This window comes from Marinibaculum pumilum, from assembly GCF_042646425.1.
GTDB lineage: Bacteria > Pseudomonadota > Alphaproteobacteria > Ferrovibrionales > Ferrovibrionaceae > Marinibaculum > Marinibaculum pumilum.
This window is the reverse complement of record NZ_JBHRTR010000031.1, coordinates 302,551-321,352: the sequence shown is the minus strand read 5'-3', so window position 1 is coordinate 321,352 and position 18,802 is coordinate 302,551. Positions and strand designations below refer to the sequence as shown.

21 protein-coding genes are annotated in these 18,802 nt (G+C 70.9%); 7 read left to right on the top strand and 14 right to left on the bottom strand.

Going from position 1 to position 18,802, the window contains the following annotated elements; translation table 11 throughout:
• The first annotated feature begins 87 nt into the window (after positions 1-87).
• A complete protein-coding gene (locus ACFOGJ_RS18935; protein ID WP_379903419.1) occupies positions 88-927 on the top strand; it encodes an SDR family NAD(P)-dependent oxidoreductase in 840 nt (279 codons plus the stop codon).
• Positions 924-1,652, top strand: a complete 729-nt coding sequence (locus ACFOGJ_RS18930; protein ID WP_379903417.1) for a TetR/AcrR family transcriptional regulator — start codon at positions 924-926, stop codon at positions 1,650-1,652. The genes ACFOGJ_RS18935 and ACFOGJ_RS18930 overlap by 4 nt, the downstream gene beginning before the upstream one ends.
• Here the strand turns inward: ACFOGJ_RS18930 and ACFOGJ_RS18925 are convergent.
• The 9 genes from ACFOGJ_RS18925 to ACFOGJ_RS18885 form a co-directional block, all read right to left on the bottom strand.
• The gene (locus ACFOGJ_RS18925) at positions 1,598-2,122 is read right to left on the bottom strand and encodes an L-2-amino-thiazoline-4-carboxylic acid hydrolase (RefSeq protein ID WP_379903415.1); all 525 of its coding nucleotides are present in this window, start codon (positions 2,120-2,122) and stop codon (positions 1,598-1,600) included. The genes ACFOGJ_RS18930 and ACFOGJ_RS18925 overlap by 55 nt on opposite strands.
• A complete protein-coding gene (locus ACFOGJ_RS18920; protein WP_379903413.1) occupies positions 2,112-2,405 on the bottom strand; it encodes a DUF1330 domain-containing protein in 294 nt (97 codons plus the stop codon). Before ACFOGJ_RS18920 ends, ACFOGJ_RS18925 begins: the two co-directional genes overlap by 11 nt.
• A gap of 78 nt (positions 2,406-2,483) precedes the next feature.
• The gene (locus ACFOGJ_RS18915) at positions 2,484-3,656 is read right to left on the bottom strand and encodes an MFS transporter (protein WP_379903411.1); all 1,173 of its coding nucleotides are present in this window, start codon (positions 3,654-3,656) and stop codon (positions 2,484-2,486) included.
• A gap of 36 nt (positions 3,657-3,692) precedes the next feature.
• Positions 3,693-4,334 carry an FMN-binding negative transcriptional regulator gene (locus ACFOGJ_RS18910; protein ID WP_379903409.1) on the bottom strand — a complete coding sequence of 214 codons (642 nt, stop codon included), beginning with the start codon at positions 4,332-4,334 and terminating at the stop codon, positions 3,693-3,695.
• A gap of 105 nt (positions 4,335-4,439) precedes the next feature.
• A complete protein-coding gene (rpsD, locus tag ACFOGJ_RS18905; RefSeq protein WP_379903407.1) occupies positions 4,440-5,054 on the bottom strand; it encodes a 30S ribosomal protein S4 in 615 nt (204 codons plus the stop codon).
• 252 nt (positions 5,055-5,306) lie between these two features.
• Complete coding sequence (locus tag ACFOGJ_RS18900; RefSeq protein ID WP_379903405.1) at positions 5,307-6,200, bottom strand: RNA methyltransferase; 894 nt, start codon at positions 6,198-6,200, stop codon at positions 5,307-5,309.
• Between the two features lie 29 nt (positions 6,201-6,229).
• Positions 6,230-7,861 carry a citramalate synthase gene (cimA, locus tag ACFOGJ_RS18895; RefSeq protein ID WP_379903403.1) on the bottom strand — a complete coding sequence of 544 codons (1,632 nt, stop codon included), beginning with the start codon at positions 7,859-7,861 and terminating at the stop codon, positions 6,230-6,232.
• 72 nt (positions 7,862-7,933) lie between these two features.
• Complete coding sequence (gene gltX / locus ACFOGJ_RS18890) at positions 7,934-9,262, bottom strand: glutamate--tRNA ligase (RefSeq protein ID WP_379903401.1); 1,329 nt, start codon at positions 9,260-9,262, stop codon at positions 7,934-7,936.
• The gene (locus ACFOGJ_RS18885) at positions 9,259-10,473 is read right to left on the bottom strand and encodes a hypothetical protein (protein ID WP_379903690.1); all 1,215 of its coding nucleotides are present in this window, start codon (positions 10,471-10,473) and stop codon (positions 9,259-9,261) included. Before ACFOGJ_RS18885 ends, gltX begins: the two co-directional genes overlap by 4 nt.
• On the opposite strand from ACFOGJ_RS18885, the gene ACFOGJ_RS18880 reads away from it, so the two are divergent.
• The 5 genes from ACFOGJ_RS18880 (at position 10,417) to ACFOGJ_RS18860 (ending at position 13,107) form a co-directional block, all read left to right on the top strand.
• Positions 10,417-10,716, top strand: coding sequence for a hypothetical protein (locus ACFOGJ_RS18880; protein WP_379903693.1), 300 nt, complete (start codon positions 10,417-10,419; stop codon positions 10,714-10,716). The two genes, ACFOGJ_RS18885 and ACFOGJ_RS18880, sit on opposite strands and share 57 nt — an antisense overlap.
• A complete protein-coding gene (locus ACFOGJ_RS18875) occupies positions 10,713-11,108 on the top strand; it encodes a nuclear transport factor 2 family protein (protein WP_379903399.1) in 396 nt (131 codons plus the stop codon). The genes ACFOGJ_RS18880 and ACFOGJ_RS18875 overlap by 4 nt, the downstream gene beginning before the upstream one ends.
• Before the next feature lie 62 nt (positions 11,109-11,170).
• A complete protein-coding gene (locus ACFOGJ_RS18870; RefSeq protein WP_379903397.1) occupies positions 11,171-12,202 on the top strand; it encodes an NADP-dependent oxidoreductase in 1,032 nt (343 codons plus the stop codon).
• Positions 12,183-12,779 (top strand): tetratricopeptide repeat protein, encoded by a 597-nt coding sequence (locus tag ACFOGJ_RS18865; protein ID WP_379903395.1) that lies wholly within the window; start codon positions 12,183-12,185, stop codon positions 12,777-12,779. The genes ACFOGJ_RS18870 and ACFOGJ_RS18865 overlap by 20 nt, the downstream gene beginning before the upstream one ends.
• Positions 12,780-12,897: 118 nt before the next feature.
• Entirely contained in the window at positions 12,898-13,107 is a 210-nt protein-coding gene (locus ACFOGJ_RS18860) for a Nif11-like leader peptide family RiPP precursor (RefSeq protein WP_379903393.1), read from the top strand.
• Here the strand turns inward: ACFOGJ_RS18860 and pehA are convergent, their stop codons facing one another.
• The 5 genes from pehA to ACFOGJ_RS18835 all read right to left on the bottom strand — a co-directional run.
• Positions 13,108-14,649, bottom strand: a complete 1,542-nt coding sequence (pehA, locus tag ACFOGJ_RS18855) for a phosphoric/sulfuric ester hydrolase PehA (RefSeq protein ID WP_379903391.1) — start codon at positions 14,647-14,649, stop codon at positions 13,108-13,110.
• Positions 14,650-14,677: 28 nt separating this feature from the next.
• Entirely contained in the window at positions 14,678-15,589 is a 912-nt protein-coding gene (locus tag ACFOGJ_RS18850) for an ABC transporter permease (RefSeq protein ID WP_379903389.1), read from the bottom strand.
• A gap of 1 nt (position 15,590) precedes the next feature.
• Positions 15,591-16,544, bottom strand: a complete 954-nt coding sequence (locus ACFOGJ_RS18845; RefSeq protein WP_379903387.1) for an ABC transporter permease — start codon at positions 16,542-16,544, stop codon at positions 15,591-15,593.
• 207 nt (positions 16,545-16,751) lie between these two features.
• Positions 16,752-17,795, bottom strand: a complete 1,044-nt coding sequence (locus ACFOGJ_RS18840; protein ID WP_379903385.1) for an ABC transporter ATP-binding protein — start codon at positions 17,793-17,795, stop codon at positions 16,752-16,754.
• A partial coding sequence (locus ACFOGJ_RS18835; protein ID WP_449288594.1) for an ABC transporter ATP-binding protein occupies positions 17,792-18,802 on the bottom strand: 1,011 nt, incomplete at its 5' end. The genes ACFOGJ_RS18835 and ACFOGJ_RS18840, both read right to left, overlap by 4 nt.

The following is an 18,802-nucleotide window of genomic DNA, read 5'->3' as shown; positions in this document are numbered from 1 at the left end:
TTTTGCTTGCGTCTGTTTTAACTGAATTTATGTTCAGTTTAATATGCCCGTCAAGCGGTGCAGCGAAACGAGGGAGGCCCGAAGCGGATGACAGACAGGGAAACCGGCCCGCAGCCGCTGGACGGACGGGTGGCACTGGTCAGCGGCGCGACCTCGGGAATCGGCGCAGCCGTGTCGCGGGCCCTGGCGGCCCGCGGCGCGCGGATCGTCGCCCTCGGACGCCGCAGGGAACGGCTGGACCAGCTCTGCGCCAGCCTGGGTCCGGCACGGTGTCATGCCCTTGCCGCCGACATCACCGATGAGGCGCAGCTGTCGACCGCGCTGGCCGCGCTACCGCCCGCCATCGCGTCTCCCGACATCCTGGTGAACAATGCCGGGGTGGCGCTCGGTGGCGCCCTGTCGCAGGAAGCCGACCCGGAGGACTGGCGGCGCATGGTGGACACGAATATCGGCGGAATGCTGAACCTGACCCGGCTGCTGCTGCCGGCGATGACCGCGCGGGACTTCGGCGACATCGTGAATATCGGTTCGGTGGCCGGCCGCTGGCCCTACCGGTCCGGCAATGTCTATGGCGCGACCAAGGCCTTCGTGCACCAGTTCACGCAGAACCTGCGCGCCGACCTGCTGGGCCACAATGTGCGCGCGACCTGCATCGAGCCCGGCACGGTGCGCACGGAATTCGCGGCGGTGCGGACCGGCTCCGCCGAAGCGGCCGCCGACTACTATGCCCGGCCCAACCTGATGGAGGCGGAGGATGTGGCGGAGATCGTGGCGTTCTGCCTGACCCTGCCGCGGCGGGTGAACATCACCATGCTGGAGGCGATGCCGCTCTCGCAGGCCGCCTCCGACCTCGCCTTCGCCGACGGCATGGCGCCGGCGGCAGCGCGGCGGCAAGACGGCGGAGACGCACCGGACGGGACCCTGTGACCGACGGAAAAGCCGACCAGGCGCCCGACGGCAAGGACGGCAAAAAGGAAGGGGGCCGCGCGGCCCGGCCTGCAGCGCGCCGACGCGGCCGGCCGCCACAGCCCGAGGCGATCGAGGAGCGGCGGAAACAGATCCTTGCGGCGGCCATCGAGATCTTCGGACGGCGCGGCTTCCACGACGCGACGATGCAGCAGATCAGTCGCGCGGCAGGTATCAGCGTCGGCCTGATCTACCAGTATTTCCGGGACAAGGAGGATCTGCTGCACGCCGTCATCAGCGAAATCCTCGATTCCTACCTGCGGGAGATCCCGGCCGCGCGCGCCACCCAGACAGAGCCACTGGAACGCCTGCATGCCGCCGTGCGCGCCTATTTCAGGGTTGTCGACGAGCATCGCGCGGCCGCCCTGATCGGCTATCGCGAGTCCCGGGTGCTGCCACGCGCCCGGATGACGGAGATCATGGCACGGGAGCGGGAGACGACCGGTCTGATCGCGGAAAGCGTGGAAGAATGCCGCCGGGCCGGCGTCCTGCAGGTCGCCGATCCGGAACTGCTGACCTACCAGCTCGTCGTCTATGTCCATGCCTGGCCGCTGCATGCCTGGCGGCTGGAACCGCAGCCCGGGGGCGAGGCCTATATCGAGCGCGGCATGGCGCAGCTGCTGCGCCCGGTTCAGCCGGCGCCGGAGGCGCCGCCCGTCCCCTCCCCGGCGCGCCGGAACCGGTAGCGGAAGTCGCAATAGGGCGCGCCCTGCATGATCGTCTGGGTACGACGGAACTCCACATCGGGGGCGCCGACCTCCGCCATGTCGAAGTCCAGGTCGCAGAGCAGGAAGCGGCCGAGTTCCGGCTCGCCCAGGTCCTTGAAGAACTCCGCATAGCCGCAGCGGGTGACGTTGTATTCGCGCACCGTCCCGTCATCGACCAGCATCTCGCGGTCGATGGTGGCGCCGATACGCGGCCGCAGGTCGTCCCAGATCGCATCCCACTTCTCGCGCGCGCCGCCCGGCTTCTCCGCCGCGATGCGGCGCTGCAGGTCGCGCGACCAGTCGCGCAGCGCCTTCTCCACCAGGCGGTCGGCCTCCACCTTTCCCAGCCGCGCGCGCAGCGAACGGATCAGGGGCACCAGCACCTTCGCCTGCAGCTTGACCTCGTCGAGCAGCGGCAGCGTCGGTGCCGCGGCGGGGTCAGCCGCCATAGCCTTCGATTACCAGGATATCGCCCTCGGAATAGGGCGTGCGCATCGACTTCGCGGCCTGGTACTGGTCCGATCTGTAGGCCGCCAGGGCGGTCTCGTAGCTGTCGAACTCCACCACCACGTGGCGGGACCTTGCGGCCCCTTCCACCAGCTCGTTCTTTCCGCCACGCACCAGGTAGCGCCCGCCATGCGCCTCGATCGCCGCCTGCGCCGCCGCCATGTAGGGACGGTAGCTCTCCAGGTCGTGCACATCGATATGGCCGATCCAGTAGCCCTTGCTCATGCCGGTCCTCCCGCCGCTTGGCCATTGCTGCGGAATGATAGGCAGCCCGCGCCGCCGACGTCCAACGCGAAACCCGGTCTATCCCGTCCCGGGGCGCACGGGCAGCAGGGCCAGGCACAGAAGGGAGGCCAGGTGGAGGAGGAACGCCGCGCCCGCCAGCAGGGGCAGTCCCGCCGCGATCCACGGCGCCACCAGCGCGGTTGCAACCGCCGCAACTGCAAGGATCGCCAGCACCGTCAGCGACGCAGCCCTGTCGTCATCGCCCTCTCCGGCGATGATCGCCTGGAGGAAGCCCGGCGGTCCGCGCAGGCCCAGGCCCGCGTTGACCGGCGCGAAGAGAAGGACGAGCCAGAAGCTGTCGCCTGCCGCGAACAGCGCAAAGAGCAGGATGCCGGCGGCGCCCAGGGCGGCGATCAGGCTGCCGCTCCAGATCACCGCCTCGGCGCCCCACCGCTCCACCGCGAAGCCCGTGGCGTTGGAGGCGAGGATGAAGCAGCCGACACCGACGGCCTGCATCCAGGCGAAGTCTGCGACGCTGCCGTCCATCGCATGCACGATGACTGCAGGTGCGCCGAACACGAACACCAGGACCCCGCCAAGGGTGAAGGCCTGGCTCCAGGCATAGCGCAGGAATGCGGGCCGGCGGAGCAGCCGGGCATAGGACCCCTGCCGTCCGATACCGGACGGAGGCGGGAGCCGGTCCCTGCCCAGGTGCAGGACGAGGCCGAGGGCGAGAGCCAGGGCCGCGATCGCCCAGAACGATGACCGCCAGCCACCAAGCTCGAGCAGCCACAGTCCAAGCAGCGGTGCCGCCCCCGGGGTCAGGCTTTCCACGCTCGCGAGCGCACCGATCGCCCTGGTCGCGCCACGTTCCGAGAACATCGCGCGGATGATGCCAGGGGCGAACACCGCCGGCGCGGACGACGCCACGCCCTGAAGGAAGCGGATCCCGACCAGCACCGACATGTCCGGTGCCAGGGTGGCCAGCCAGGACGACAGGCCGTAGGCCACCAGTCCCCAGGCCAGGCATCGCCGGCGGCCGAAATGCACCCCAAGGCTGCCATAGAGCAGCAGGCCACAGGCCGCCCCGACCACATAGGCGGCCAGCACGAACTGCGCCAGGGCCGTGCCGCCGCCCAGGGCCTGCGGCAGGAAAGGTACCGCCGGCAGGACAAGATCGATGCCGGACAGGCCGGCGACGGCTGCGAGGGTGAGCAGGCCGCAGACCAGGAGCTTCGAGGCCATGGCCATCGGAGAGTCAGGGATCCGGTCGTGCAGGCGGAGCGATCAGCCCTGCCTGGCCTCGGCCATCCACCAGGAAATGTCGCCGCTGTCCGGCCGGGTGCGGCCGAGCCAGTCGGTCACCGCCGCGCGGTCGACTTCGCCGCGGTTCTGGCTGAGCTTGCGGATCGCCAGGTAGCCCGTGGCGGCGAAGCGGAAGCCGGCGATGGCGCGGGCCAGGCCGTCGACGAAATCCGCCGGCGCATCGGCCACCGCCCAGTCGCCGCCGGTCGCGCCCTCATAGTCGGCCGCCTGGATCTCCAGGATCCGGCGCAGGTCGGTCTCCGCCACCAGGTCCGCTGTGCCGTCCAGATGCGCGGCGACATAGTTCCAGGTCGGCACCACTTTCCCGCTGACCGGCTTCTCGGCATAGACCGACGGGCTGACATAGCCGTTGGCCGGCACGAACATCGCGCGGGCGGCGACAGGGCCGGCCTGCATCGCCAGGAACAGCGGGTTGTTGCGCAGCAGGTGGCCGACCAGCACGGCGGTGCCGTCGCCGCCCTGGGCCACCAGGGTCAGCGGCAGGTGCACAGTCAGCAGATCGCCGTCATGCACCGCCGCAAGGGTGGCGAAGCGGGTCGCGGCGGCGATCTGCAGTGCCGCCTCGCGGTCAGCGCCGGCGAACTTGGCGGGTGGATAGCTCATGGCGATGTTTCCCTTGGCCGAAACGCAAGCGGCGCCCCCGGGTCCGGCCCGGGAGCGCCGCGAACTGCGTCGGTCCTGTCTCCGGGCCGCGCGGCCCGGCACCGGTTACCGGCTGTAGTACTCGACCACCAGGTTCGGCTCCATGCGCACCGGATAGGGCACGTCGGAGAGCTGCGGCGTGCGCAGGAAGGTGCCCTCCATCTTGGAGGTGTCGAGCTCCAGATATTCCGGGATGTCGCGCTCCGGGCTGTCCAGCGCCTCGAGCACGATGACCAGCTGCTTGGAGGCGTCCTTGATCGAGATCTTGTCGCCTTCCTGCACCCGGTAGCTGGGGATGTTCACCCGCTTGCCGTTCACCCGGATATGGCCGTGGTTCACGAACTGGCGCGCGGCGAAGACGGTCGGCACGAACTTCAGGCGATAGACCACCGCGTCCAGCCGGCGCTCCAGCAGGCCGATCAGGTTCTCGGAGGTGTCGCCGCGGCGGCGCACCGCTTCCTGGTAGATGTTCTTGAACTGCCGCTCGGTGATGTTGCCGTAGTAGAAGCGGAGCTGCTGCTTGGCGGCGAGCTGCACGCCATAGTCCGACGGCTTGCGGCGGCGCTGGCCATGCTGGCCGGGCCCGTGCTCGCGGCGGTTCACCGGGCTCTTCGGCCGGCCCCAGAGGTTCTGGCCGAGGCGACGGTTGATCTTGTACTTCGACTGGAGCCGCTTGGTCATGGGACGGCTATCCTTTCCGTATTGTTGTTGCTTCGGACCCGCGCGCCCAGGATTGCCCGTTCAGGAATGGCGATTCCGGGCTGCAGCGGATCGCGCCTCGAAGGCCCGCCCGGACCGGATCGGCCGGGCGCCGTCCGTGCGGCACATATCGGACGGCGCGGCAGTTCGGGACTGCCGCGTGCGGAGCGCGCCTTTTACGCGGCGGAGCATGCTGCTGTCAACATGACGGGATCGCCGGAGAGCCGAGCGGGATCAGCGCTCGCCCCCGCCCTCCGGTTCTTTTGCCAGGGCCGCCACCTCCGCGCGGAAGGGCTGTGCCGCACGCTCCGCCGCCGCGCGCTCCGCCACCTTATGGGCGCGTCGGTCGCGGCGCCAGCGGCCATGCGCCAGGGCCTTCACGATGCCGCGCCAGGTCTGCACGTCCTGCTCGAAGACCGGACGGCGCTGCAGGAAGTTCTTGACGTTGCGCATCAGGGCCGGCCGCTTTTCCTCGATCCGATCGAAGAAGCCGCTGGCGACCATTTCCGCCTCCAGATGGTCGAACAGCCCTTGCACCTGTTCCTTGGTCGCCGGCACCGCGCCGCCGGTCTCGAAGCGCTCCGCCGGGGTGTCGTCGCCGGAGGTATACCATTCGTAGCCCAGCAGCAGCACCGCCTGCCCCAGGTTCAGGCTGGTGAAGCCGGGGTTCAGCGGCACGGTCACGATGGCGTCGGACAGGACGATGTCGTCATTGTCCAGGCCGGTCCGCTCCGGCCCGAACAGCAGGCCGACCCGCTGTCCCGCGGCGATCTCGGCACGGGCGCGGGCTGCCGCCGCACGCGGGGTCAGCACGTCCTTCACCATGTCGCGCGGCCGCGCCGTCGTGGCCAGCAGGCAGTTCAGGTCGGCCACCGCCTCTGCCGTTGTGGCAAAGACGCGCACCCGGTCGATGACGATGTCGGCGCCGGCGGCAGCGGAGCGGGCGGAGGGGTTCGGCCAGCCGTCGCGGGGCGCCACCAGGCGCAGGTCCGACAGGCCGCAGTTCAGCATCGCGCGCGCGGCCGCACCAATGTTCTGGCCCAGCTGCGGCGCGACCAGCACGATGGCCGGGGCCGTATCGGCACCGTCCGCCCGGACATCGCCCTTGCTGAGGTCGGTTCCCGCCATGGCCTGCGCAGACCGGCCCGCGGCCGGGTTCAGGCCCCCGCCAGGCGAGCCGTCTGGCCCACCCGGCCCGGCGGCGCGCCGGCGCGGTAGAGCTTCCAGACGATGGAATCCATCAGCGCGTCGAAGCTCGCCTCGACGATATTGGGGGAGACGCCGACGGTGAACCAGCGGGCGCCGGCCTCGTCTGCGCTCTCCACCAGGACGCGGGTCACCGCCTCTGTGCCGCCGTTGAGGATGCGCACCTTGAAGTCGACCAGGCGCAGCCCCTTCAGATAGCCGGAATAGCGGCCCAGATCCTGCCGCAGGGCATTGTCCAGCGCATTGACCGGGCCGTTGCCCTCCCCCGCCGAGAGGATCGTCTCTCCGTCCACGATGCACTTCACCACCGCCTCCGAGACGGTGGTCAGCTGGCCGCGCGCGTTGTAGCGGCGCTCCACCAGGGCGCGGTAGCGCTCCACCTGGAAATAGTCCGGCACCTGGCCCAGGGCGCGGCGCGCCAGCAGCTCGAACGAGGCCTCCGCCCCGTCATAGGCATAGCCGGTCGCCTCGCGCTCCTTCACCTCGTCCAGCAGGCGGTTGATGCGCGGGTCCTTGGGGTCCAGGTGGATGTCCAGTTCGCGGAAGCGGGCGATCACGTTCGACCGCCCCGCCTGGTCGGAGACCAGGATCTTGCGCGCATTGCCCACCGTCTCCGGCGGCACATGCTCGTAGGTGCGGGGATCCTTCTCCACCGCCGAGACATGCAGCCCGCCCTTATGGGCGAAGGCATTCTCCCCGACATAGGCGGCATGCCGGTTCGGCGCCCGGTTCAAGAGTTCGTCCAGCAGGCGGGAAACCGAAGTCAAATGCGCCAGCTGGTCGGCGGAGATGCCGGTGGTCAGCGCATCGCGGAACGGCGGCTTCAGGATCAGGCTGGGGATCAGCGCGATCATGTTGGCATTGCCGCAGCGTTCGCCGAGGCCGTTGATCGTGCCCTGCACCTGCCGGGCGCCGGCCTTCACCGCCGCCAGGCTGTTGGCGACCGCGTTCTCGGTGTCGTTATGGGCATGGATGCCGATCCGGTCGCCGCCGAAGCGCGCCACGGCAACGGCGGTGATCTCCGCCACCTCGTGCGGCATGCTGCCGCCGTTCGTGTCGCACAGCACCAGCCAGCGCGCGCCAGCCTCGTAGGCCGCGGCGAGGCATTCCAGCGCATAGTCGGGATTGGCCTTGTAGCCGTCGAAGAAATGTTCCGCGTCGAACATCGCCTCGCCCTTGCGGGCCTTCACGGCGGCGATGCTCTCGCCGATCAGGTCGCGGTTCTCCTCCCGGCTGATGCCAAGCGCGACGTCGACATGGAAATCCCAGGTCTTGCCGACCAGGCAGGCGGCGTCGGAATGGCTGTCCAGCACCTGCGCCAGGCCGGGGTCGTTGGCGGCGCTGCGGCCCGGCCGCTTGGTCATGCCGAAAGCGACCATCCGGCCGCGCTTCAGCCCCTGCGGTGCGCCGAAGAAGGCGCTGTCGGTCGGGTTCGCGCCGGGCCAGCCGCCCTCGATATAGTCGATGCCCAGGCGGTCCAGGGCGGCGGCAATGGTGCGCTTGTCCTCGACGGAGAAATCCACGCCCTGAGTCTGCGCGCCGTCGCGCAGGGTGGTGTCGAAGAGATAGAGACGCTCAGCCATTGCCGCTTTCGAAGCCTGATATGTGCGGTCGCGCCGGCCCTTACGGCTGGCTGCCGGAACCTGATTTCGGGGTCATGCGCGCCGGCCCTGCAAGCGCGCGAGGGCCCGTTCGCGGCCGATCAGAGGTAGCACCTTCTTCAGTTCCGGTCCATGCGGCCGGCCGGTCAGCGCCAGCCGCAGCGGCATGAACAGGGTCCTGCCCTTCGCCCCGGTCTGCGCGGCGACCGCCTTCGTCCAGGGGCCCCAGTCGGCCTCCGCCGGCTCGCCCTGCGGCAGCAGCGCCGCGGCGGCGGCGGTGACGGCCGCATCCTCGATCACCGGGTCCAGCGGCTGGTGGATCACCGCCCACCAGTCGGCGGCATCGGCCACCCGCTCCAGATTGCCGCGCACCGCCTCCCAGAATGCCGCATCGGCGCCGGCCGGCAGGCGATCGGCGACCGCATCGAAGGGCAGCTCGTGCACGATCTGGGCATTCAGTGCGCGCAGCTCCGCGGGATCGAAGCGCGCCGGCGCACGCCCCAGCCGGTCGAAGGCGAAGCCCGCGACCAGCGGCGCCAGGTCCGCCACCGGCTCCACCGGGTCGGCGCTGCCCAGGCGCGCCAGAAGGGCGGTCACCGCCGCGGGCTCGATCCCCTCCTCCCGCAGGCCGGCCAGGCTCAGACCGCCCAGCCGCTTCGACAGCGGCGCCCCGTCGGCGCCGACCAGCAGCGCCAGATGCGCGAAGTCCGGCGGCACCGCGCCCAAAGCGGCGAAGATGTCGACATGGGCGGCAGTATTGGCGACATGGTCCTCGCCGCGCACCACATGGGTCATGCCCGTCTCGATATCGTCGACTACCGCGGTCAGGGTGAAGAGCGGCCGGCCGTCAGCGCGCAGCAGCACAGGGTCGGAGAGCGAGCCCAGGTCGATCTCCACCGGGCCGCGCACCAGGTCGGTCCAGCCGATCCGGCCGTCCGACAGGCGGAAGCGCCAGTGCGGCACCCGCCCCTCCGCCTCCAGCGCCGCGCGCTGCCCCGCATCCAGCTTCAGGGCGGCACGGTCATAGACCGGCGGCGCACCCCGGGCGCGCTGCAGCCGGCGCCGACGCTCCAGTTCCTCCGGCGTCTCGTAGCAGGGATAGAGGCGGCCATCCGCCTGCAGCCGCGCCACCGCGGCGGCATAGAGGTGATGGCGGTCGGACTGCCGGATGCGTTCGTCCCAGCGCAGGCCGAGCCAGTCCAGGTCGCGCTCGATCGCGGCGGCGAATTCCGGCGTCGACCGCTCCGTGTCGGTGTCGTCCAGGCGCAGCAGGAAGCGGCCGCCCTGCTGCCGGGCGAACAGCCAGTTGACCAGGGCCAGCTTGGCATTGCCGACATGCAGCAGGCCGGTCGGACTGGGTGCGAAACGGGTACGGACACTCATCCTGCCGGTCTCCCCGGAAGCTCTGCGACAACGGGATAGCGCCTGTCGCGGCCGAAGGCGGTGCGGCTCAGCCGCGGCCCGGGCGGCACCCGCCGGCGGCATCCCTCGGCGGCGAGCAGCGCCGTTTCATAGGCCTCCGCATCCTGCCCGTATGCGGCTCTGCCATTGTCCAGCAGCGCGGCCAGCACAGGATCGGGATCGCTCCCTGGTTCGGTCAACGCAGCCTCTGGCACTGCGGGCTCCGTCGTCCCGGCAGACGACTGGCGGTTGCGCCAGCGGCCGAGCCGGCGCAGTTCGCCCGCCCAGAGGTCGCGCAGCGGCGCGAAATCCCCGTCCGTGCCGGCATGGCCCAGCGCCAGGCCGGTCTTGTCGCAGGTGGCGAGGCCCAACACTCCGGGCCCCGGGCCGTCGCGCAGGCCGTCGGGCCCCAACAGATCGGCGGCCAACGCCGCCAGCAGCGCCGCGCCCGGCTGCTCGCCGCCGCAAAGGGCGACGGCGGAGCAGCCGCCTTTCGCGAGGCGGTCGGCGAGCGCCAGCAGCAGGACCCGATACAGCGCCGCCTCGCCTTCCGGCGGCGGCGCCAGGCTGCCGGTCGCGCAGGCCCAGCCGCCGGGGCCGCGGCGGAAGCGGGCCGCAAACAGGCCCGGTGCGAAGGCTTCCGCCTGAACCGCCAGGCTGCAATCGCCGTTCAGCACGAAGGCGCCGCCGTCGAACAGCGCCTCCTCCTGGCCGCCCAGCAGGTTGAGCCATGCGAGCGGCAGGCCGGTTTCCGTCACCCGCGCCACGGCCAGGTTAAGGCGCAGGTCCGGCATGCCGGCCAGCCAGGGCGAAGCGCAGGGCGCCAACAGGATTTCCGCGCCGGTCTCCCGCAGGGTCTCTGCGGCATCGGCATCGTCCAGCTCGGCCCCGATCAGTACACCCAACGGCACGCCGCGCACCGCGATCGGCCCTGCCGGCGCGCCGGCGTCGAACGGCGGCGACGGGTGCTGGGCGAAGCGCATCTCCGCCACCTTGCCGCCGTCCAGCAGCAGGACCGCGTCGTGGACCCGGTCGCCGTCCCGCCAGGGCGCGCCGACCAGGATCGCCGGGCCGCCGTCCGACGTTTCCGCCGCCAGGTCGGCGACGGCCTTCGCCACAGCGTCCAGGAAGCTGCCATGAAGCGGCAGGTCGCCCAGCGGTGCGCCGGTCACCGAAAGCTCCGCGCATGCCAGCAGGTCCGCACCCGCCGCCGCAGCGGCACGCGCCGCGGCGATCGCAGCGCAGTTGGCGGTGCAGGCGCCCAGACGTGGGTTGATCTGCGCCAGCACGATGTGAAGATTGTCCCGCATTCCGCTTCTTCGCAGTGGATCATCGAGGGGAAGATCGAGGATGGCCAGATCCGCTTTCGGCACGGCAAGCAGTACCTGCTGCGCCGGCCGGTGTGCAATGTCCGGGTGACGGGTACGGTGCGTTGACCGCCCCCGCGGCAATCCTGTGCGCCCTGGTGGCCGCCTTCGGCCGGGTGGACCGTTCGGCGATGGCCGAGCTGATGGACCCGGAAATCGTCGCCCATGTGACCAATGCCGCGGGCGGCACCGACCGGATCGCCGGCCGCGAGCCGCTGCTGCAGCGGATCGCGGCCTTCGACTATGGCGCCGCGCGGCTCGCGCTTCGGGTGACCAACTCGGTGGAACCGGCGCCGGACCAGGCACTGGCAATGGTGGAGGTGCGGGCGGCGCGCAGCGACGGCGTCCGCCTCCACAACCACGCGGCGCATCTCTGCCGGGTCCGCGGCGGCCGGATCGTCGAATGGTGGATGGTCGATGCGCTGCCTGCGGAAAGCGACAGCTTCTGGCGCGGCGCCTGAACGGCAGCTAGAAAGCGCGCCATGGGCCCCGTCACAACCCCGGGCAGCTTGGAGGAGACAGCATGACCATCAACCGCCAGTGGCGCCTGAAGCGGCATCCGGAAGGCATGCCGGGGCCGGAGGATTTCGAGCTGGTGGAGGAACCGCAGCGCGCACCGGCAGATGGCGAGGTCGCGACCCGGGTGCTGAACCTCAGCATCGACCCCTATATGCGCGGCCGCATCGCGCAGGCACGCTCCTATGCCCGCGGCGTGCAGGTGGGAGAGACGATGGTCGGCGGCGCCGTCGCGCAGGTGACCGAGAGCCGCTTTCCCGGCCTGCAGCCCGGCGACGTCGTGGAGACGATGGGCCATGGCTGGCAGACCGCCGCCACCCTGAAGGGGGACGGCCTGCGCCGGCTGGACCGCAGCACCGGCCCGTTCGCGAAGCTGCCGCTGAGCTATGCCAACGGCATCCTGGGGATGCCCGGCGCCACCGCCTATTTCGCGCTGCTGGACCAGGGCAGGCCGCAGGCGGGCGACACGGTGGTGGTCTCCGCCGCCGCCGGCGCGGTCGGGCAGATCGTCGGCCAGATCGCGAAGATCAAGGGCTGCCGGGCGGTCGCCATCGCCGGCTCCGACGAGAAGCTGGCCTATTGCCGGCAGCTCGGCTTCGACGCCGGCATCAACTACAGGACCACGACCGACCTGGGCGCCGACCTGAAGGCCGCCTGCCCCGACGGCATCGACGTCTATTTCGACAATGTCGGCGGCGAGATCCACGATGCCTGCATGCAGCTGATCAACCTGCATGCGCGGATCGTGATCTGCGGCACGATCTCCAACTACAACCGCATGGGCGAGCCGGACCTCGGCCCCCGCAACCTGCGGCTCCTGCTGATCACCCGCTCGGTGATGAGCGGCTTCCTGTTCACCGACTATGCCGACCGGCTGGACGAGGCGGTGAACGACCTGGCCGGCTGGCTGATCGAGGGCCGGATGGTCTATCGCGAGGATGTGCTGGAGGGGTTCGAGACGATGCCCGGCGCACTGGCCCGCGTGCTGCGCGGCGAGAATTTCGGCAAGCAGATCATCCATGTGGCCGACCCGGACTGACATCCGCCTTGCCGCGATGCTGGCGGCACTGCTGCTGGCTCCCGCCCCCGCCGCCGCGCAGCTGGGCGACAAGCCCACCGCCAACTACCGCGCCGCCTTCGCCGAGGCGCTGCCGAAGGCGGAAGCAGGCGATCCGCGCGCGCAGGTGCAGGTCGGCCGCTACTACCTGAACGGCCAGGGCGTGGCAGCCGACCCGCAGGAGGCCGCCCGCTGGTTCCGGGCGGCGGCGGAGGCCGGCCGCATCGAGGGCATGAAGTGGCTTGCCGACATGTATTTCGCCGGGGTCGGCGTGGCCCAGAGCGATGTGGACGGCGTCGACTGGCTGACCCGCGCGGCCCTGGCCGGCGACACCGACGCCCGCGCGATCCTGGGCCGGCTGTACTGGACAGGCGAACAGGCCGGGCCCGACCCTGTGGCGGCCTGGGCCTGGCTGGCCCTGGCGGCGGAAAAGACGCCGATCCCCGGTGCCGCCGATGCGCGACGTCTGCTGCCGGACGTCGAGGCGGTGATGAGCGACGGCCAGAAGGCCGAGGCCGCCGCCCTCAGGGACCGTCTGGCCGCGCTGGAACCCGACTGACAGCGGGCCACCTTCGCCCGGCCGCCACATTCCGACACAAGAAAGCCTGCATCAGACAACATTCCCGCCCCATTGCCCGGCTGCAATCCACCGGTCGAGGAAAGACGGGGGAGCAGGGATGGCACGGGAGGATTGCATCGCGTTCGTGGACCGCATCCGGGCCGATGCCGACCTGGCGCGGCTGGTGGCGGAGCGCGGCCGGGACCGCGCGGCATTGCTGGCGATCGCGCGGGCGCACGGCTTCCAGGTGGAGGAAGCCGACCTGGATGCCTTCGCCGCCGATTATTCCCGGCGGGAGCGGCCGCCGGACGGCGGCGGCCGCTCCTGATCAGCTCCGGGACTGCAGCCCGTCGGGCGAGGCGGCATAGCCGGTCAGGGTGCGCTCGGCATGGCGCAGGCGCCAGTCCAGCATGCGGCCCGCCATGTCCAGCATCGCCGGCGCATGGGCCGGATCCTTCGCCAGGTTGGTGAACTGGCCGGGGTCGGCCTCCAGGTCGAAGAACAGCGGCTCCAGCCCGGCGAAATGCACGTATTTGTGCCGCTCGTCCTGCACTACCGCCAGGGCGCAATCGTCCATCGACAGGCCCAGCACCTCCTCCGGCTTCGAGTAGAAGACGTTGCGGAAGTCGAACTCGTAATGCACCTCCCGCCGCCAGTCGGGCGGTGCCGCGCCCTCCCGCACGAAGGGCAGCAGGGAGCGGCCGTCGCAGGCGCGCGGCACCGGCCGGTCCAGCCAGTCCAGCACCGTCGGCATCATGTCCACCGTCTCGGTGAAGGCCTGCACGATGCTGCCGCGGGTGGCGTCGGCCGAGGCGTCCGGGTCCCGGATGATCATGGGGATGTGAAAGCTCTGGTCGAAATAGCCCATCTTGCCCAGCAGGTGATGGTCGCCCAGCTGCTCGCCATGGTCGCAGGTGAAGATCACCAGCGTGTCGTCCCACTGCCCGCTCTCCTTCAGCCAGGCGATCACCCGGCCCAGCTGGGCGTCGATCTCCGAGATCAGGCCGTAATAGGTGGCGCGCATCTGCCGCACCTCGGCCTCGTCCATGTCGCGGCCCAGGCCCCGTCCGTTGTGGAAGAAGGACCTGCGTTCCACGGTGTCGAGGTAGAAGCGCAGCAGTGGGTGCTGCTCCGCCTCCGCCGCGGCGCTGGCGGCGCGGACCGGCGGCGGGCAGGCGGCGGGGTCGTACATGTCGTGGTACGGCGCCGGCGCGGCAAACGGCGGATGCGGCCGCCAGTAGCCCAGATGCAGCATCCAGTTCTTCCCCGCCGCGCTGCGCAGATAGTCCAGGCCGCGCTCGGTGAACCAGACCGTGTCGGACAGGTGCGCGGGGATCCGGCTGGGCGCGCCGGTGGCGCCGGGCAGCTCCGCCGCCTGCCCTTCCGGCAGCCAGATGTCCCAGGGATTGTCGGGCATGGCATAGCCCTGCGCCGCCACCCAGGCGAAGTAATGCTCCATCTTCAGGCCCCAATGGCCGACCTGGCGCCAGCCGTCCATCACGTCACCCAGCACCCGGAAGCCCGGATCCTCCGCCGGCACCCGGCGCGGGTCCGGCGTGGTGGTGGTATAGCCGACCAGGGCGGGGTCGTAGCCGGCATGGCGCAGCTCATGCGCGATGTTGGTGTGCCGGGCGTCCAGTGGGATCGTGTTCTGCACCGCCCGGTGGTTCATCATGTACAGGCCGGTCAGCAGCGAAGCACGGCCCGGGCCGCACGGCACGGCCTGGGTATAGTGCCGGGCGAAGGTGACGCCTTCGGCGGCCAGCGCATCGACGTTCGGCGTGTCGATCAGCGGATGGCCGAGCATCTTCAGGGTGTCCCCGCGCCACTGGTCGACGACGATCAGCAGCACGTTGCGGCGCTTGCCCATGGCGGTTCTTTCCTGAGTGTCGGTGAGGCTATTGGAGGGTCGGGTCGAGGCGGTCGCGCAGCCAGTCTCCGACCATCGAGATCGAGAAGGTGGTCAGCACGATCACCGCGCTGGGCGCCAGCAGGGTCCAGGGCGCCGTCTGCAGATAGTCGCGGCCATAGCCGACCATGTTGCCCAGGCTGGTCATCGGCGGCTGCACCCCCAGGCCCAGGAAGGACAGGCCGCTTTCCAGCAGGATCAGCTCCGGAAAGGTCAGGGTGACGCTGACGATCAGGGTGGAAGCGATGTTCGGCAGCACGTGCAGGACATAGACCCGGAACGGCGAGGCGCCGATATTGCGCACCGCGCCGGCATAGCCCTGCTGGTTCGCCGCGATGGTCAGGCCGCGGGCGATGCGCGCCGCCCGCTCCCAGCCGTAGAAGCCCATCAGGCAGACGAACAGGGCCAGGGTATTGCCGAAGAAGGCCAGCACCGCCAGCGCCAGGATCATGAACGGCATCGACGCCTGGAAGTCGATCAGGGTCAGCACCACCTGCTCCACCCAGCCGCGGAAATGCGCCGCCAGGAAACCCAGCACGACGCCGATGAAGGCGGAGATCAGGGTGGAGGCGAAGGCGATCAGCAGGCTGATGCGGATCGACACGAACAGCCGCGACAGCACGTCCCGGCCCAGTTCGTCGGTGCCCAGCAGATGGTCCCAGCTGCCGCCCATGAAGACCGGCGGCGCCAGCCGGGCGCGCAGGTCCATCGCGGTGAATTTGTAGGGCGCCAGCCAGTCGGCAAAGACCGCCACGAACAGCATGGCCGCGATCCAGGCCAGGCCGAACAGCACCAGCGGCGGGCAGGCCTCGAGGAACCGGGCGATCCGTCCGCGCTCGCCCGGCGCCTCGGCTGCCCCCGAGAGGCGGTCCAGGCCGCCGGCATCGTCGACGCTCGCCATCTCAGCCTCCCGCCTTCACGCCGCGGCCGCTGCGCAGGCGCGGGTCGATCCAGGAATACAGCGCGTCGACGGTCAGGTTGGAGGCGATCATCGTCGCCGCCACCAGCAGCAGGACCGCCTGCACCACCGCCAAGTCGCGATTGGCGACGGCGGAAACCAGCAGCCGCCCCACCCCGGGCCAGGAGAAGACGCTCTCCACCACCACCGCGCCGGCGATCAGGCTGCCGACCATGAAGCCGACCACGGTGACGGTCGGGATCGCGGCATTGGGCAAAGCATGGCCGGACACCACCTGCCGCCAGACCAGCCCCTTGGCGGAGGCGGTGCGGATATAGGGCTGCCCCAGCACCTCCAGCATCGCGGAGCGGGTGAAACGGGCCAGGATCGCCGCCCCGCCCAGCGCCAGGGTGAGCACCGGCAGGATCGCGTTCTCGATCTGCAGCCGGCCATCCTCCCCCACCCCGCCGCTGGGCAGCCAGCCCAGATTGACGGCGAAGAGCAGCACCAGCAGCAGGCCCAACACGAAGCTGGGCATCGTGTAGCCGGCCACCGACAGGCCCATCACCGCCCGGTCGGCGAACGAGTTGCGGTTCAGGGCGGCATAGATCCCGGCCGGTACGCCGATCGCGATCTTCAACAGGAAGGCCGGGATGGTGATCGCCAGGGTGGCCGGAATGCGTTCGAGCACCAGGTCGAGCGCCGGCCTGCCGTCGCGCATGGACTGGCCGAAATTGCCTTCCGCCAGGTTGATGAAATAGCCCAGATACTGCTTGTAGAGCGGCGCATCCAGGCCCCAGCCCTTGCGGAACGCCTCGATCGCCTGTGGCGGCGCCTCCGGCGACAGGATCAGCAGCGCCGGATCGCCGGACAGCCGCAGGATGATGAAGGCGAAGCTGAGCACCAGGAAGATGGTGACCAGCGCGCGGAACCCGCGCAGGCTCAGATAGCGCAGCATCGGATGGGTCTCCGGGCGGGGTTCGGTTGAGGGTGGAGCTCTCGAATCACCGTCGCCCTCGGCCTCCGAGCCGAGGGCCCATTCCGCCAGCCAAGCCGTCGCGCAAGAGGAATGGATCCCGGGTCAAGCCCGGGATGACGGCCTGTGGCCATGGCGATCGTCATGGCAAACCGGCAACGAATTGCCGAACCATCATCCGCACCCCCCTCAAGCCGCCGCGCTCGCGGCAGGTGCCAGCAGGTGGCAGGCGGCGCGGCGGCCGCCGCCGACATCGGTCAGCACCGGCGCCTCGGTCCTGCAGACCGGCTTCGCCCAGGGGCAGCGCGGGTGGAAGGCGCAGCCGGACGGCACTTTCGCCGGGTTCGGCGGATCGCCTTCCAGCACGATCCGCTGCGCGCCTTCCTTCCGCCAGGGCGAAGGGATCGCGGAGACCAGGGCCTTCGTGTAGGGATGCGCCGGCGCCTGGAACAGGTCGTCGGGCGCGCCCTGCTCCACGATGCGGCCGAGATACATCACCGCCACCTCGTGGGAGACCTGGCGCACCACCTTCAGGTCGTGGCTGATCAGCAGGAAGGCGACACCGAAGCGCGCCTGCAGGTCGGTCAGCAGGTTGATCACCTGCGCCTGGATCGAGACGTCCAGCGCCGAGGTCGGCTCGTCGCAGACCAGCAGGCTGGGCTCCAGCACCAGGGCACGGGCCAGCACCACCCGCTGCCGCTGGCCGCCGGACAGTTCGTGCGGATAGCGGCCCTGCAGCCGCGGGCTCAGCCCCACCGCCTCCAGCAGCTCCGCCGCCCGCGCCCGGCGCTCCGCCCGGCTGGCGCCGATGCCGAACACGGTCAGGGGTTCCGCCACCTGCGACAGGGCCGGCAGGCGCCGGTCCAGCGCCCCCAGCGGGTCCTGGTAGACCATCTGCATGCGCTGCCGCAGCGCCCGCCAGGCGCCGTTGCGCCGGGCGGTCACCGCCTGGCCCTCGAACCGCACCTCGCCCGCGCTGGCGGCCTGCAGGCCCAGCACCGTGCGGGCGGTGGTGGACTTGCCGCAGCCGGACTCGCCGACGATACCCAGGGTGCGGCCGGCCGGCAGCGCGAAGCTGACCCCGTCGACCGCGCGCAGGACCCCCGGTCGGCCCAGCAGCCGGACGGCCAGGCCGTCATCGGCCCGGCCCGGCAGGCGCACCGGGAAATGGCAGGCCAGGTCCCGCACCTCCAGCAGGGGCCCGCCCGGCCGCGGGCCGGTCGTGGCGCTCACCGGCCGCCCTCGGCGGTGGCCAGGCAGGCGACCCGGTGTGCCGGCGCCACCGGCGCCAGGGCCGGATGCAGGACGGCGCAGCCCTCGTCCGCCAGCGAACAGCGCGGCGCGAAGCTGCAGCCGCGCGGCAGGTGACCGGGCTCCGGCACGGTGCCGGGGATCGCCTCCAGCCGCCGCCGCGGCGCCTCCAGGTCCGGCAGCGCGGCCAGCAGGCCGGTGGTATAGGGATGGCGCGGGCTGTCGAACAGGGTCCGCACAGGGGCCGCCTCCACCACCCGGCCGGCATACATCACCATCACCCGCTCGCAGAGATCCGCGATCACCCCCAGGTCGTGGGAAATCAGCACCAGCGCCATGCCGCTGTCGCGGCGGATCTCCTGCAGCAAGTCCAGGATCTGCGCCTGGATGGTGGCGTCCAGCGCCGTGGTCGGCTCGTCGGCGACCAGCAGGTCGGGGGCGCCGGCCAGCGCCATGGCGATCATCGCCCGCTGGTTCATGCCGCCGGACAGTTCGTGCGGATAGGCGTTCAGGCGCTGTGCCGGGTCCGGGATATGCACCCGGTCCAGCAGCCGCCGCGCCTCCGCCTGGACCGATGCCCCTTCCAGCCCGCGATGCAGGCGGATCGCCTCCGCCAGCTGGCGGCCGATGCGCTGCACCGGGTTCAGGGAGGAGGCCGGGTCCTGGAAGATCATGGCGATGCGCCGGCCGCGGATGCGGGCGATCGCCTTGTCGCTGAGGTCCTGGATCGGCCTGCCGTCAAGCAGCACCTCGCCGCCGATCCAGGCGCGCCGGCCCAGCAGGCGCAGCACCGCCAGCCAGGTGACGCTCTTGCCGCAGCCGGATTCGCCGACGATGCCCACCGCCTCGCCGGGGCGGACATCCATGTCGACGCCATGCAGCACAGGCACATGGCGGCGGCCATTGTCGAAGGCCACGGTCAGCCCGGACAGGCTGACCAGCGGCCGGGCCGCAGCCGCTTCCGGGGCTGCCGCCGGCTCGGTCGCCGG

Bases quoted from the DNA above. Each gene is read 5' to 3' on its own strand.
- ACFOGJ_RS18935 (WP_379903419.1), top strand. From the start codon at position 88: ATGACAGACAGGGAAACCGGCCCGCAGCCGCTGGACGGACGGGTGGCA.
- ACFOGJ_RS18925 (WP_379903415.1), bottom strand. From the start codon at position 2,122: ATGGCGGCTGACCCCGCCGCGGCACCGACGCTGCCGCTGCTCGACGAG.
- ACFOGJ_RS18920 (WP_379903413.1), bottom strand. From the start codon at position 2,405: ATGAGCAAGGGCTACTGGATCGGCCATATCGATGTGCACGACCTGGAG.
- ACFOGJ_RS18915 (WP_379903411.1), bottom strand. From the start codon at position 3,656: ATGGCCATGGCCTCGAAGCTCCTGGTCTGCGGCCTGCTCACCCTCGCA.
- ACFOGJ_RS18910 (WP_379903409.1), bottom strand. From the start codon at position 4,334: ATGAGCTATCCACCCGCCAAGTTCGCCGGCGCTGACCGCGAGGCGGCA.
- rpsD (WP_379903407.1), bottom strand. From the start codon at position 5,054: ATGACCAAGCGGCTCCAGTCGAAGTACAAGATCAACCGTCGCCTCGGC.
- ACFOGJ_RS18900 (WP_379903405.1), bottom strand. From the start codon at position 6,200: ATGGCGGGAACCGACCTCAGCAAGGGCGATGTCCGGGCGGACGGTGCC.
- cimA (WP_379903403.1), bottom strand. From the start codon at position 7,861: ATGGCTGAGCGTCTCTATCTCTTCGACACCACCCTGCGCGACGGCGCG.
- gltX (WP_379903401.1), bottom strand. From the start codon at position 9,262: ATGAGTGTCCGTACCCGTTTCGCACCCAGTCCGACCGGCCTGCTGCAT.
- ACFOGJ_RS18880 (WP_379903693.1), top strand. From the start codon at position 10,417: ATGAAGCGGCAGGTCGCCCAGCGGTGCGCCGGTCACCGAAAGCTCCGC.
- ACFOGJ_RS18870 (WP_379903397.1), top strand. From the start codon at position 11,171: ATGACCATCAACCGCCAGTGGCGCCTGAAGCGGCATCCGGAAGGCATG.
- ACFOGJ_RS18865 (WP_379903395.1), top strand. From the start codon at position 12,183: ATGTGGCCGACCCGGACTGACATCCGCCTTGCCGCGATGCTGGCGGCA.
- ACFOGJ_RS18860 (WP_379903393.1), top strand. From the start codon at position 12,898: ATGGCACGGGAGGATTGCATCGCGTTCGTGGACCGCATCCGGGCCGAT.
- pehA (WP_379903391.1), bottom strand. From the start codon at position 14,649: ATGGGCAAGCGCCGCAACGTGCTGCTGATCGTCGTCGACCAGTGGCGC.
- ACFOGJ_RS18850 (WP_379903389.1), bottom strand. From the start codon at position 15,589: ATGGCGAGCGTCGACGATGCCGGCGGCCTGGACCGCCTCTCGGGGGCA.
- ACFOGJ_RS18845 (WP_379903387.1), bottom strand. From the start codon at position 16,544: ATGCTGCGCTATCTGAGCCTGCGCGGGTTCCGCGCGCTGGTCACCATC.